Source organism: Ochrobactrum sp. SFR4 (assembly GCF_019730395.1).
Taxonomy (GTDB): Bacteria; Pseudomonadota; Alphaproteobacteria; order Rhizobiales; family Rhizobiaceae; genus Pseudochrobactrum.
Genome location: NZ_JAAPBB010000007.1, coordinates 85,875 through 100,717 on the forward strand (window position 1 = coordinate 85,875; position 14,843 = coordinate 100,717).

Annotated in this window: 9 protein-coding genes; 4 read left to right on the forward strand and 5 right to left on the reverse strand. The window is 51.3% G+C overall.

Annotated elements, in window-relative coordinates; genetic code table 11:
• Positions 1-15: 15 nt before the first annotated feature.
• Positions 16-1,416, reverse strand: coding sequence for a TrkH family potassium uptake protein (locus tag HBA93_RS10725; protein ID WP_221723339.1), 1,401 nt, complete (start codon positions 1,414-1,416; stop codon positions 16-18).
• Between the two features lie 376 nt (positions 1,417-1,792).
• Between HBA93_RS10725 and trxB the strand changes: the two genes are divergently transcribed.
• The 3 genes from trxB (at position 1,793) to HBA93_RS10740 (ending at position 6,178) form a co-directional block, all read left to right on the forward strand.
• Positions 1,793-2,752: a thioredoxin-disulfide reductase gene (trxB, locus tag HBA93_RS10730; protein ID WP_116087810.1), complete on the forward strand. Its 960-nt coding sequence runs from the start codon at positions 1,793-1,795 to the stop codon at positions 2,750-2,752.
• Positions 2,753-3,092: 340 nt separating this feature from the next.
• Positions 3,093-3,998, forward strand: coding sequence for a LysR family transcriptional regulator (locus HBA93_RS10735; RefSeq protein ID WP_221723266.1), 906 nt, complete (start codon positions 3,093-3,095; stop codon positions 3,996-3,998).
• A gap of 734 nt (positions 3,999-4,732) precedes the next feature.
• The gene (locus HBA93_RS10740; protein WP_122093829.1) at positions 4,733-6,178 is read left to right on the forward strand and encodes an NCS1 family nucleobase:cation symporter-1; all 1,446 of its coding nucleotides are present in this window, start codon (positions 4,733-4,735) and stop codon (positions 6,176-6,178) included.
• A 163-nt stretch (positions 6,179-6,341) separates the two neighbouring features.
• Here HBA93_RS10740 and HBA93_RS10745 read toward each other — a convergent pair whose 3' ends face one another.
• From HBA93_RS10745 to carB, 3 genes are all read right to left on the reverse strand, one after another.
• On the reverse strand, positions 6,342-7,544 hold the full coding sequence (locus HBA93_RS10745) for a pyridoxal phosphate-dependent aminotransferase (protein ID WP_121991497.1): 1,203 nt from the start codon (positions 7,542-7,544) through the stop codon (positions 6,342-6,344).
• Between the two features lie 487 nt (positions 7,545-8,031).
• Positions 8,032-8,241, reverse strand: a complete 210-nt coding sequence (locus HBA93_RS10750) for a cold-shock protein (protein ID WP_022711712.1) — start codon at positions 8,239-8,241, stop codon at positions 8,032-8,034.
• A gap of 386 nt (positions 8,242-8,627) precedes the next feature.
• Positions 8,628-12,119, reverse strand: a complete 3,492-nt coding sequence (carB, locus tag HBA93_RS10755; protein WP_221723267.1) for a carbamoyl-phosphate synthase large subunit — start codon at positions 12,117-12,119, stop codon at positions 8,628-8,630.
• 322 nt (positions 12,120-12,441) lie between these two features.
• On the opposite strand from carB, the gene ypfJ reads away from it, so the two are divergent.
• Positions 12,442-13,353 carry a KPN_02809 family neutral zinc metallopeptidase gene (gene ypfJ / locus HBA93_RS10760; protein WP_121991494.1) on the forward strand — a complete coding sequence of 304 codons (912 nt, stop codon included), beginning with the start codon at positions 12,442-12,444 and terminating at the stop codon, positions 13,351-13,353.
• 204 nt (positions 13,354-13,557) lie between these two features.
• Here ypfJ and carA read toward each other — a convergent pair whose 3' ends face one another.
• Positions 13,558-14,778 carry a glutamine-hydrolyzing carbamoyl-phosphate synthase small subunit gene (gene carA / locus HBA93_RS10765; protein ID WP_121991493.1) on the reverse strand — a complete coding sequence of 407 codons (1,221 nt, stop codon included), beginning with the start codon at positions 14,776-14,778 and terminating at the stop codon, positions 13,558-13,560.
• Between the last annotated feature and the right edge of the window lie 65 nt (positions 14,779-14,843).

Sequence of the window (14,843 nt, forward strand, 5' to 3'; positions counted from 1 at the left end):
CGTGATGGTCGCTGTTCAGCGTACCCAAAAGGCACGGGTAAACAGAATGACCACAGTAATCAGTTCCAGACGTCCGGCCAGCATGAGATAGCTCAGTACCCAGAGCGCATTGTCATTGATAGTGGAGAAATTGCCTGCAGGGCCGATGGTTTCGCCAAGGCCGGGACCGACATTGGAGAGAGCGGTAAGCGCGCCGGTAAAAGCAGAGACAAAATCCAGCCCGAAGATTGACAATGCCATTGTGCCCAGTACCAGCGAGGCAAAATACAGAAACAGATAGAGCAGTGCGCTCTGGGCAATATCAGGAGTGATTTCCGATGAGCCATAACGGGCTTTGACAACAGCGTGGGGCATGACCAGACGGGTCAGGCTGGCCTGTGTGGTGCGCCACAAAATGATGATGCGGTTGATTTTCATACCGCCCGATGTGGAACCGGCACAGCCGCCGATAAAGGAGGCAAGAAAAAACACGCCGACCGCGGCAGGTCCCCAAAGCGTGTAATCCTCCATTGCAAAACCCGTGGTGGTGATAACGGAAATGAAATGGAAGCCTGCGGTTAGCAAAGCAGTGCCGAAAGGCATATCGGAACTGATGCGCAGTATCACAGCCAGCCCGAATGTGAAGATTATGATTAAAGACAGGAAAAGTTTAACCTGCGGATCAAGCAGGTTGGGCATTTGCTGCGGAATGACGGCCTTGATGTACAGAATAAACGGCAGGGAGCCGAGCGTCATAAAGACCATAGCCACAATCAGAATGGCGTTATTACCTTCGAAAAAGCCGAAAGAATTGTCATGGGTCGAATAACCAGCCGTGGAAATCGTCGTCAGCCCGTGATTAATGGCATCAAACATGCCCATTCCGGCGGCAAAAAATGCAACAATACATAGGATGGTCAGGCCGCAATAGGCGACAATAATGCCGATCGCCAGCTGATTGACGCGCGGCAGAATTTTCTCGGACTTGTCCGAGGATTCCATATGGAATAGCTGGACACCGCCGATGCGCAGAGACGGCAGCAGCAACAGCGCCAAACCGATAAACCCGATACCGCCGATCCAGCACAGCAATGAGCGCCAGATCAGAATGCCGCGCGGCATCTGGTCGAGACCTGTCAGTGCTGTAGAGCCGGTTGCTGTGATGCCGGATGTGGATTCAAACAACGCTGTCGCGAAACTGATCGGCAGATGGGAGAAGTAAAACGGGATAGAACCGAGCAGGCCAGCAGTTACCCAGAGCGAGACTGTGAGCAGAAAGCCGAGACGCGGTGAAAAGCGGACATGACTGTTTTGCGTGGAGAGAAAGACCAGTGACGATACAACGGCGGTAAACAGGGATGAGCGAATGAAAATCAGCCAGTCCGGTGTGCCGTCGCGCAAGTCAAACATTGCAGGAAACAGCATGGCAACGGCCATCATCATGCCTAAACGCGCGCAAATATTACTAACGAAGCGAAATATGATCCTGCCCTCTCGGCTGTAATAACTTTTCCCGTCAGCAGGACCGCCTGTTATGCGTAAAGCAGCACGGGGTTGGTAACTCTATAGGAATATTATAGGAATCTAGCAAAATTTTTATGTATTTCCTATGGGGGGCTGGCACAAAAGCCGATTTGTGACTTCTCAGAAACACAAGCGCGGTTTTCTGGCCTATAGATAAACTTGCCTGTGATTAAGCCCCGCTTCAGCTTGTAATCGGAGACTGCGAAACCTAGTTTCACACTATCTGGGCGCAATACGGATTGCATTCTGTAATGCGCGGCAATGAAGTTACGCGGAAAGAGAAAAGTCTATGACACAGCGCCATGTTCCTGTCCTCATTATCGGTTCAGGACCTGCCGGTTATACGGCAGCTATTTATGCGGCTCGTGCCATGCTGAAACCGGTTATCATTACCGGTCTGGAGCAGGGCGGTCAGCTGATGATTACCACCGATGTTGAGAATTATCCGGGCTATGCAGAAACCGTGCAGGGGCCGTGGATGATGGAACAAATGGCCAAACAGGCTGAAAATGTCGGCGCTGAAATTGTCTATGATCTGGTGTCGGAAGTTGACCTGTCGAAGCGCCCGTTCACAGCGAAAACCGATAGTGGCGCAGTGTTTACCAGCGATGTTGTGATTATTGCGACCGGTGCGCAGGCCAAATGGCTCGGTCTCGAAAGCGAACAGCATTTCATGGGCGGCGGTGTGTCTGCCTGTGCAACCTGTGACGGTTTCTTCTATCGCGGCAAGGATGTGATTGTTGTCGGCGGCGGTAATACTGCTGTCGAAGAAGCACTGTATCTTTCGCATATCGCTAAATCAGTCACTGTTGTGCATCGCCGTGACAGTTTCCGTGCCGAGAAAATTCTGCAGGAACGTCTGCTGAAACGCGAAAATGTAAAAATCATCTGGAATCACGCGGTTGAGGAAATCACCGGTAATCCCGCCAATCCGCCTATGGGGCCGGTTGTAACCGGCGCAAGACTCAAAGATACGGTGAGCGGTGCGATCACCGAGGTGAAAACTGATGGTGTATTTGTCGCAATCGGTCACGCACCGGCAGTATCTCTGTTCAAAGATCAGCTGAAGATGAAGGATAGCGGTTATTTGTGGACAGCACCGGATTCAACCGCGACAAGCATTGAAGGTGTATTTGCCGCCGGTGACGTGACGGATGATATTTTCCGTCAGGCTGTAACCGCGGCAGGCATGGGTTGTATGGCTGCACTTGAAGCTGAACGCTGGCTGGCGGCACAGCCGGAAGCCTGAGCGGTTAAGTTCGTGGTTTGAACAGTCGGCACCTGATAATTCTGCACTGCAGAGCGGTTTTTAATGACCCTGAATCGTAAAACCGCTCTGCTTCTTTGTTTCTGCTGCATTTTCTTTGCAAAACCGGTTTTCGTTTTTGTTGAAAATGCTCAGGCTCTTTAAAGTTGCCACAAAATTTAGTTCTTTGTCTTGTGGCAGTTATAAGCTGATTCTGATTTACTGTCGGATATCGGTGTGAAGTTGAAATGGGAAGTGCATAGCGGATGAACCGCATTGTGCCGGAGGATGCAAAGCAATGTCCGTTGCTATAAAGGCGGGCATTGCATGAAAAGGGGATAGTGTGGTGGCACCACTTGACTGGGATAAGCTACGCATTTTTCATGCCGCTGCTGAGGCCGGCTCGTTTACCCATGCGGCGCAAACATTGCATTTGTCGCAATCTGCGATTTCACGCCAAGTCAGCGCGCTTGAGCAGGATGTCGGTGTGGCGCTGTTCTATCGTCATGCGCGTGGCCTTATTCTGACTGAACAGGGCGAAGTTTTGTATCGCACAGCTCATGACGTGCTGATGAAGCTGGAAAATGTCCGTTCCAAACTCAATGAAAACCGTGAAAAACCTTCCGGTCGCCTGCGTGTGACGACAACGGTCGGGCTTGGTTCCGGCTGGCTGATCGAGCGGATGGAAGAATTTGCCGATCTCTATCCGGATGTGCAGGTGCAGCTCATTCTGGATGATGAAGAGCTGGATCTGACCATGCGTCATGCGGATTGTGCTTTACGTTTACGTCAGCCGCAGCAGCCGGATCTCATCCAGCGTCGCATGTTTACCGTGCATATGCATGTTTATGCATCTGAAGGCTATATTGCCAAATATGGCAAGCTCAGTGCTATTGAAGAGCTTGATGAGCATCGCATTGTAACCTTCGGTGAATCTGCACCGTCCTATCTGACAGGGCTGAACTGGCTGGAAACAGCAGGCCGCACTGATGGCGGTGCACGTATTCCGACTTTGCAGGTTAATAATCTGCTTTCCATCCGCCGCGCGGTTCTCAGCGGTGTCGGGATCGGGGTTTTGCCGGATTATATGGTCGATAAAACATCTGGATTGGTGCGTCTGTTGCCGGCTTTGGGAGAGATTCCTTCCTTTGATACATTCTTCTGCTATCCGGAAGCGCTGAAAAATGCGGCCAAGCTGCATGTTTTCCGCGATTTCATTTTCTCCAAAGCGAGAAACTGGTCCTTCTGAAACAGACCAATTGACGTTAAAAGAGCCGGTTTTACCGGCTTTTTTGTTGTTTAATGCCCGTCTGTGCAGAAAAAACGGTTTCAAGATGCTGAGCTATCTGAAAATGCATGGCTGCCTTGCAATATCGGGAGTTGTGAAATCAGGCTTAAAGGAGCATATACAACTCATCTTAGTGATGCGTCTCCTCCTCCCATTGCGCATCCTAAGTGTTCCCCTCTGAAGGCTTGTCCATATGACGCCTTCAAAATTCCAAGCCGGGCTTATGTCCGGCTTTTTTTTGTTCAAAATCCTGAGCAGTTTTCAAAAGAGTTTTCGTTGACGGAAAACTGTTTAAGTATCACATAATGCAGATCTTTCTGACATGATGCCTGCCGGATAATTCTTCTGGACTTTCGGATTTATTCCCGCTTCTATGGTCGGCAGAGTGTATGTCTTTGCTGTCTGCATTCTTGCCGGTATGAGTGAGGGGACCGGTGCTGTGTCAGGTAATACATTCTGAAATTTTTTATACAGAAATGGCGCCGTGTTTAGGCGTGAGATACCCGTTATAGGTAATTGCATATCGCTCCGTTCAATGGAGCGCATCATTTATATAATAAAACATAATGCATAATTGAGGGGAGATAGCCGGAGATTGGTACTGCATTCGCTTGCCGGATGTGTTGTTTTGCGTGCCGGAGAATGTGTTTCTTATATTTGGCTAAGTCATCCCTGATCTGTCGGGAGGCTATGAAATGCGCATCACTGATGCTTCGCCTAATTTATATAATGAAGATTTGGCACCTGCGCAAAAGCGCAACTGGGGTGCCTTCAGTATATTTAACGTCTGGACCTCGGATGTTCACAGCCTGTGGGGTTATTACCTTGCTGCAAGCTTGTTTTTGCTATGCGGAGGCTTTGTTAATTTTGTTGTCGCCATTGGTGCGGGATCGCTTATCATCTTCTTTTTGATGAATCTTGTAGGCTATGCAGGTGTTAAAACCGGTGTGCCTTATCCGGTACTTGCGCGTGCATCTTTTGGTATCTGGGGTGCTAACCTGCCGGCGCTGGTACGGGCGGTTGTGGCTTGTTTCTGGTATGGTGCGCAAACGGCAGCAGCTTCCAGCGCAATTGTGGCTTTGCTGATCCGCAATGAAAGCCTGCTGGAATTTCACCAGACGTCATTCTTTCTGGGACACAGTACGCTTTCCACGATATGTTTTCTGATTGTCTGGGCTTTGCAGCTGCTGATTATTCAGAACGGCATGGAGACTGTACGCAAGTTTCAGGATTGGGCCGGGCCTGCAGTCTGGATTGCGATGCTGGTGCTGGCTGTCGGGCTGGTTATTAAGGCCGGTGGTTTTTCCTTTGATCACGGCATTCCGCAGGATGTATTGCTGACTGCTACCAAGGATGCAGGTGTGCCGGGTGAGCCCGGAACCTTCTGGGCGCTGATGGCTGTGGCCGCAACATGGGTGACCTATTTCGCGGCACTTTACTTAAATTTCTGTGACTTCTCCCGCTATACACCGGATAAAAAAACTTTGCTGAAAGGCAATCTCTGGGGATTGCCGGTCAATCTGATGCTGTTTTCTCTGGTGGCCGGTATCACTACGATTGCAGCATTCAATGTCTATGGTGAGGTATTGCTGCATCCGGAGCAGATTTCAGCAAAGTTTGACAGCTGGTTTCTGGCTTTGCTTGCTGCGTTGACTTTTGCAGTTGCAACACTGGGGATCAATGTGGTCGCCAATTTTGTGTCACCGGCTTTTGATTTTTCCAACGCTTTGCCGCGTTATATTGACTTTAAAAAGGGTGGTTATATTGCGGCTTTGATAGCACTGTTTCTTTATCCCTTTGCACCGTGGGAGGGTAATGCGGCAACTTTCGTCAATGCGATCGGCGCAACCATGGGGCCGCTCTTCGGTATCATCCTCGTGGATTATTATCTGATCGCGAAGGGGGAGGTGAATGTTGAAGCCTTGTATCGGGAAAACGGAGAATATCGCTTTACGAATGGCTGGAATATCAATGCGCTGATTGCAACGGCAATCGGTTCGCTGTTCTCTAGTATTTTACCGATGCTGACCAATCTCCTGCCGGACTGGTGGTCGATCTATGGCTGGTTCTTCGGCGTGTTGATTGGCGGCGGCGTTTATTATGTCGCCATGAAACTGCGCCCGTATCGTCAAGCTGCTTAAATGAGAAACTCCCGAACGGTAGACCGGTCGGGAGTTTCTATGGTTTTGGCGATAAAGCGGTTCCGGTTATGACTGAAACACTGGAACCGCTCTATCATTTTGCTTGCCGCGCATTTTATCCCGAAAACTGCTTTACATTTTTCGCAATGCGCTCTCGTGCGGATTAACGCAGGGAAGAGCAGAAACGCTGAATGCGGATGCAGGCTTCTTCCAGCAGAGCTTCGGAAGTCGCATAGGAAATACGGAAGTTTGGTCCAAGGCCAAAAGCTGAACCATGAACAACCGCAACGCCTTCTGCTTCCAGCAGTTCGGATACGAAATCTTCGTCGGTTTCGATAACCTTGCCCGAAGGTGCGGTTTTGCCGATGAGACCTGCACAGGACGGATAGACGTAGAATGCGCCTTCCGGTGTCGGGCAGGTGATGCCCTTGGCCTGATTGAGCATGGAGACAACGAGATCGCGGCGTCCCTGAAAGATTGCCTTGTTCTTTTCGATGAAATCCTGTGGACCGTTAAGAGCTTCAACAGCTGCCCATTGTGCAATGGAGGAGGCGCCGGAGGTCTGCTGACCCTGAACCATATCCATGGCTTTGATCAGCTGCAGCGGGCCCGCTGCATAGCCAATGCGCCAGCCGGTCATGGCATAGGCTTTGGAGACGCCGTTCATGGTCAGTGTGCGGTCATAGAGCTTTGGCTCAACCTGCGCAGGGGTCATGAATTTGAATTCGCCGTAAACGAGATGCTCATACATATCGTCGGTCAGAATCCAGACCTGCGGATGACGCAGCAGCACATCGGTCAGTGCTTTGATTTCGCTTTCAGAATAAGCGGCACCTGTCGGATTGGAAGGCATGTTGAGGATCAGCCATTTGGTTTTTGGCGTGATCGCAGCTTCCAGATCCGCAGCCTGCAGCTTGAACTGGTTGTCCATTGTGGTTTCAACAGTCACCGGTGTTGCGCCGCACAGGGCAACGATTTCCGGATAGCTCACCCAGTAAGGCGCAGGGATGATAACTTCATCACCCGGATTGAGGGTTGCCATCAATGCGTTAAACAGGATCTGCTTGCCGCCGGTGCCGACAATGGTTTGCTCCCATGTGTAATCCAGATCGTTTTCACGCTTGAACTTCGCAGCAATGGCCTTGCGCAGTTCAGGAATACCGGAGACAGGGGTATATTTGGTTTCGCCGCGGGTGATCGCGTCGATGGCTGCCTGTTTAATATTATCAGGGGTATCAAAATCCGGCTCGCCTGCACCAAGGCTGATAACATCTTTGCCCTTAGCTTTCAGCTCACGTGCTTTCTGGCTGACAGCAATTGTGGCAGATGGTTTTACGCGGGACAGTGCGTCGGCGAGGAATGCCATGATCATTACTCCTGAATGGAACTGGCGATCCGGCTGATGAGCCGGAGGATAAAAGAAAACCTAAGACACAGCGCAATCTCCTCAACCGCGTGTGTTTAAGCGTTGCTGCCGGTGCTGAGCAGCCGCTATAGCGACGTTGTTAAGCCCTTCGCGAGCACAGATTGATCTGGTCGCATGTGATATCCGGAGAGTTGACAGTTTTGAGGCTGTTTATGCCGGTGGGGAGCAACGCTGATATAGAGCCGGACTGTTCAGTCAGAGGCTACAGCTTTATGTCGCAATCACAGGCAAAGTGCAAGGAAAGCTTTTGTACCGCGGTGTAATTGCGGTGTTTTATATTTTGAATGTGAAGAAAAAAGAAAAGGCGGGTAAACCCGCCTTTTATTCGATCCCAGATTGTCAGTCAGTGTGACCAGAACGCCCTGTATCTCAACCCTGAGCCGCATGAAATCTGCTGGAGATTTGCAGCTCTTAACCTTGTCGCAAATTACATTGCAACGAGGTTGTCGGCAGATGAACGACCAGAGCGGCGATCCTGCACGATTTCATAGGTAACTTTCTGGCCTTCATCGAGCTGAGCCAGGCCAGCGCGCTGTACAGCGGAGATATGAACGAACACGTCTGTGCCGCCCTGATCAGGCTGAATAAAACCGAAACCCTTGGTCGTGTTGAACCACTTAACTGTTCCCGTAGCCATGGGAAATTCCTTCAAGTTCATAGTAAATTCAGGTTCGCCTTGCAGGCGTTCCCGGTGGATCGAAGTTGTTGATGGAAGATCATGAGAAGCAAGGCGTTGCCGTGCGGGCCGCAAAATCACTCGACCGAAAATTCGATGAACTCAACATATGCGACATTTTCGACCAATACAAGGCGGCTTCTCAGGAAATCGCACATGGACGGAGAATAAATCTCCGGGAAACATGCTTAGGACGTGAGAATATTTCTGCAAATTACCACTCTCCGAAAAGTATCTCTGAATAGATCGACACAAGGTCGCGCGGCATCTGAAACAGGCATTACAGTGCTGAAAACACAAAAGGCAGCCTTGTAAGGCTGCCTTTTGCTTGATGATAAGTGTGCTTATTAGTCTTTCTTGAAGTAATCCTGCAATGGACGAACTTCCAGTGATCCGGCCTTGAGTGCGGCAATCGCTTCAGAAACTGCCTCTGCACCAGCCAATGTGGTGTAATATGGCAGTTTGTGCATCAGGGTTGCACGGCGGATCGACTTGCTGTCGGAAACCGCGCTGACACTGTCTGTAGTGTTGAAGACAATATGCACCTGACGGTTGCGGATGGCATCTTCAATATGCGGGCGGCCTTCTTGCACCTTGTTGATCTTGGCAGCTTCAATGCCCTGTTCAGCCAGATAGCGCTGTGTTCCGCCGGTTGCCAGAACCTTGAAGCCCTGATCAGCAAGACGTTTAACCGCCGAGACGATACGTGCTTTGTCCTGATCACGAACGGACACGAAGAGTGTACCGTCACGTGGCAGGTCAACACCGGCGCCGAGCTGTGCTTTTGCGAAAGCCAGCGGGTAATCATAGTCGAGCCCCATGACCTCACCGGTCGAGCGCATTTCAGGGCCGAGCAGGGTGTCTACGCCCGGGAAGCGTGCGAACGGGAACACGGCTTCTTTAACGGCGATATGACGCTGTGCTTTCACATCCGGCTTGCCGCCATAGGCTGCCAGTGCCTGTTCAAGGCTTTCACCGGCCATAATACGTGCTGCAACTTTGGCAATAGGTGTGCCGTTGGTTTTAGCAACGAAAGGTACGGTACGCGATGCACGCGGGTTGACCTCAAGCACATAGATCACATTGTCTTTGATCGCATATTGCACGTTCATCAGACCACCGACATTGAGCGCCTTGGCCATAGCAATGGTCTGGCGTTCGAGTTCAGCAACGATTTCATCGCTCAAGGTATGAACCGGCAGGGAACAGGCTGAGTCACCGGAGTGAATACCGGCTTCTTCAATATGTTCCATGATACCGGCAACATAAGCATCTTGACCGTCGCAGAGGCAGTCCACATCCACTTCGATTGCATCGGTCAGATAGGTATCAAACAGCAGCGGGTTTTTGCCCAGCAGCGTGTTGATCTGGCCGGTTTTGTCGTTCGGATATTTGGCTTTAATATCTTCGGTTACCAGTTCAGGCACGGTTTCCAGCAGATATTTCTGCAGCATACGCTCGTCATGAATGATCTGCATGGCGCGGCCACCCAGAACATAAGACGGGCGAACAACCAGCGGGAAGCCGAGGTCGCCGGCAATAAGACGAGCCTGCTCAACAGAATAGGCAATGCCGTTCTTCGGTTGGTTGAGGCCGAGCTTGATCAGAAGTTTCTGGAAGCGGTCACGGTCTTCCGCCAGATCGATAGCATCCGGTGAGGTGCCGAGGATCGGAATATTGGCTTTTTCCAGTGCATTGGCGAGTTTCAGCGGGGTCTGACCGCCGAACTGTACGATCACGCCGTGCAAGGTGCCTTTTTCCTGCTCTTTACGCAGAATTTCGATCACATCTTCATCGGTCAGCGGTTCGAAATACAGACGGTCTGAAGTATCATAGTCTGTCGAAACAGTTTCCGGATTACAGTTGATCATGATTGCTTCATAGCCAGCATCGCTCAGCGCGAAGGCTGCATGGCAGCAGCAATAGTCAAACTCGATACCCTGACCGATACGGTTCGGGCCGCCGCCGAGAATAACAACCTTTTTGCGATCGGACACACCGGCTTCACAGGCATCGCCTGCTGCAAACGGTGTTTCATAGGTTGAGTACATATAGGCGGTTGGTGATGCGAATTCCGCAGCGCAGGTATCAATGCGTTTGAAAACCGGATGCACGCTCAAATCTGCACGATGCTTGGCAACATCCTTAGCATCTTTGCGGATAAGACCGGCAAGACGGCTGTCCGAGAAGCCCATGGCTTTCAGATGGCGCATATTTTCGGCATCCTGCGGCAGGCCGTGTTCGCGCACACGCTCTTCGGTCGCCACGATTTCAGCCATCTGCTTAAGGAACCAAGGATCGATCTTACATGCCGCGTGAATTTCATCCAGCGGCATGCCAAGGCGCATAGCCTGCGCAACCATACGCAGACGATCCTGTGTTGGTGTACCAATCGCAGCGCGGATTGCACTTTTCTCATCGCCGTCTTCGATGTTCGGAATGGTGATTTCATCAAGACCGGTCAGGCCGGTTTCAAGACCGCGCAGGGCTTTCTGCAGGCTTTCCTGGAAAGTACGGCCGATGGCCATAACTTCACCGACCGACTTCATCGCAGTGGTCAGAACATTGTTGGCGCCCGGGAATTTCTCGAAAGCAAAACGCGGGATTTTGGTGACGACATAGTCAATGCTTGGTTCAAACGAAGCAGGCGTTGCACCGCCGGTAATATCGTTTTCCAGCTCATCCATGGTGTAGCCGACAGCCAGCTTGGCAGCAACTTTAGCAATCGGGAAGCCGGTTGCCTTGGAGGCCAGAGCGGACGAGCGCGATACGCGCGGGTTCATTTCAATAACGATCAGGCGACCGTTTTCAGGATTAACCGCGAACTGCACGTTCGAGCCGCCGGTTTCAACGCCGATTTCACGCAGAACTGCAATTGAAGCATCGCGCATGATCTGATATTCTTTATCAGTCAGCGTCAGGGCAGGGGCAACAGTGATACTGTCGCCGGTATGAACGCCCATCGGGTCGATATTTTCGATCGAGCAGATAATGATGCAGTTGTCCGCTTTATCGCGCACAACTTCCATTTCATATTCTTTCCAGCCGAGTACGGATTCTTCGATCAGTACTTCGGTGGTTGGCGAAGCATCAAGGCCGCCTTCTACGATTTCAAAGAATTCGGAGCGGTTATAGGCAATGCCGCCGCCGGTGCCGCCAAGGGTGAAGCTCGGGCGGATAATTGCCGGCAGACCAACATGGTCAAGTGCCTGTGCTGCCATAGCCATAGCATGGGTCATATAGCGCTGCTTGCGATCAGTTTCGCCGAGCTGCCATTCGGTTTCCAGCTTGTCGAGCGCTTTGTCGAGATCGTCGCCGGAAAGTTTGGCTTTCAGCTCTTCACGTTTGACCTTATGAGCCTTGCGGTCTTCATCTTTTACATCCGTGGCATTGGCCAGCATAGATTTTGGCGTTTCGAGACCGATTTTAGCCATAGCCTCGCGGAACAGCGCGCGGTCTTCGGCTTTATCAATGGCTTTGGCGTCGGCGCCGATCATTTCCACATTGTAGCGGTCGAGAACACCCATGCGTTTCAGCGACAGCGCTGTATTCAGCGCTGTCTGGCCGCCCATGGTTGGCAGCAGCGCATCAGGACGCTCTTTGGCGATGATCTTGGCAACAACTTCCGGTGTGATCGGCTCAATATATGTAGCATCCGCCAGATCAGGGTCTGTCATGATCGTGGCAGGATTGGAATTCACCAGAATGATCCGGTACCCTTCTTCTTTCAGGGCTTTACAGGCCTGCGTGCCTGAATAGTCAAATTCACATGCCTGACCGATAACAATTGGTCCCGCTCCGATAATCAGAATCGATTTGATGTCTGTGCGTTTTGGCATGGTCTCATCCTGTGTTTAGCGCTTATTTGGCTCTGCGACAAAAGCCCGAACGGTAAGACCGTCGGGTTCAGAGGCTATATGATGCGTCTGGGCTAAGCGTGTCTTATAGGTAATCAATCCGCGGAAAGTAACCCCTTAAATACGTTATTTGGGAGAAAATATGCGTTTATAACAATTCTTATTGAAATTTGACCGGTTGTCAGCCTGTTTTGAAATGTCCTGTGTTTTATCTTTGCTAAATAGACAGAGCACAGAGTAGCGGGCAAAGCATTTCCGTTTTATTATAGCTACCACAGAATTATGTAAAATAAGGAGAGCGCTGATGCGCTGGCAAGGTCGCGAAGAGAGTGACAATGTTGAGGATCGCCGTGGGAATGGCGGAGGTGGTCTGAGAGGCGGTGGCGGACTCGGCGGGCCGGGTTTCCGTGTTGTGCGCGGCGGCGGTCTTTCCGGCATTCTTATTCTGGGTGTAATGGCACTTGTTTTGTGGATGGCGGGTATTAATCCGCTGCCTATCCTGTTCGGTGACGGTTCCATCCAGAGCACACAGACGTCCGGCAGCTCTTCTAATATTGGTTCCTCCACACCGCGTGCCGATGATGAAGCGGCCAGTTTCAGTCGTGTTGTCTTGAAGGAAACAGAAGAAGTCTGGAGCGGTATTTTTCAGTCTGCCGGTCAGACCTATAAAAAGCCGGTTTTGGTGTTGTTTGATGGTCAGGTAAGATCCGCCTGCGGTTTTGCTTCTGCTGCCTCGGGACCTTTCTATTGCCCGGGCGACCAGAAAGTTTATATCGATCTGAGTTTCTACCGTGAACTGGACAAGCGTTTCGGCGCTTCCGGTGACTTTGCCCATGCCTATGTGCTGTCGCATGAAGTCGGTCATCATGTGCAGAACCTGCTCGGTATTCTGCCGAAGTTTAACCAGATGCGCCAAAGCATGAGTGAAGCACAGTCCAACGCCATGTCTGTGCGCGTGGAATTGCAGGCCGATTGCTTTGCCGGTGTCTGGGGTAAATTCACCGAGCAGAAGGGACTACTGGAGCAGGGTGATCTCGAAGAGGCTCTGAATGCCGCCCATCAGATCGGTGATGATACTTTGCAGAAGCGTTCGCAGGGCTATGTCGTACCGGAAAGCTTCAACCACGGTACCTCTGAACAGCGTGCCAAATGGTTCAAGCGCGGCTTCGATACGGGGAAGGTGGACGCCTGTGATACTTTCAATAACCCGATTTGATATATTCGGGCGCTGACGGTCTGCAAATGGCGCTTTTCTGCGCTTCCGGTACTCACGTACTATAAGTACGCTCCGTTCCGGTTCTCAAAAAACACCATTTTCGCCACGTCATCATCCCGAATATGACCTCGAGCTTGATAGTAAAATAATAAAAAAAGGCCGGTGAAAATCACCGGCCTTTTATTTTGTCTATGAGTATTTATCTCAGGCCGCGTCGCGTTCCGGCAGTGGCTCCTGACCCTTGCGTGCGCGGATCAGGTTGATAAAGCGGCGGAACAGGTAAAACGAGTCTTCGGGGCCCGGTGATGCTTCCGGATGGTGCTGTACCGAGAAAACCGGTTTGCCGATAATCCGCAATCCGCAATTTGTACCGTCAAACAGCGAGATGTGAGTTTCTTCCACGCCTTCCGGCAGGCTGTCCGCATCCACCGCAAAGCCGTGGTTCATCGAAACAATTTCAACTTTACCGGTTGTGTGGTCTTTCACCGGATGGTTGCCGCCGTGATGACCCTGATGCATCTTCACAGTCTTGCCGCCTGTTGCCAGTGCCAGCATCTGGTGGCCGAGGCAGATGCCAAACAGCGGAATGTCAGTTTCAATCAGTTTTTTGATGGTTGGTACTGCATATTCACCGGTAGCCGCCGGATCACCAGGGCCGTTTGACAGAAATACGCCGTCCGGATTGTGCGCCAGAATATCTTCAGCGCTTGCAGTGGCCGGAACAACCGTGATCTTGCCGCCGAGATCTGCAAACAGGCGCAGAATGTTACGTTTGATACCATAGTCAACCGCAACGACATGGAACTGTTCTTCTGTCTGGCTGCCATAGCCTTCATTCCAGACCCATGATTTTTCTGTCCATACAGATGACTGGCCGGAAGTAACATCTTTAGCGAGGTCGAGGTCTACGAGACCAGCCCATGCTGCTGCGCGTTTTTTCAGAGCCGGAATATCAAAATTGCCGCTCGGATCATGCGCAATCACGGCATTGGCTGCACCTTTTTCACGGATCAGGGCAGTCAGTGCGCGTGTATCAACATTACTGAGGCCGATAATGCCGTGCTGCTTCAGCCACTTGTCGAAATCCTGTGTCGCACGGTAGTTTGAAGGGGCAGTAATATCAGCCTTGATGATTGTGCCGACTGCACCGGAGCGGCTGGCCGGATTAAGGCGCTCGCTGTCTTCTTCATTGGTGCCGACATTGCCGATATGCGGGAATGTGAAAGTCACGATCTGGCCTGCATAGGACGGGTCGGTCAGAACTTCCTGATAGCCGGTGAGGGAGGTGTTAAAGCAGACTTCCGCTTCAATCGCGCCGACTGCGCCGACACCTTTGCCTTCGATCACTGTGCCATCCGCCAAAACAAGAACAGCTGTTGGCTTGGAAGTCGTCCAGGGTGCGGTTTTGGGTGTGGTTTCGGTCATTGAGGCACTCCTGATCAAAATTGCGCGCTGTACTGTTTAGAGCATAACACCTTAAACTTAAATCA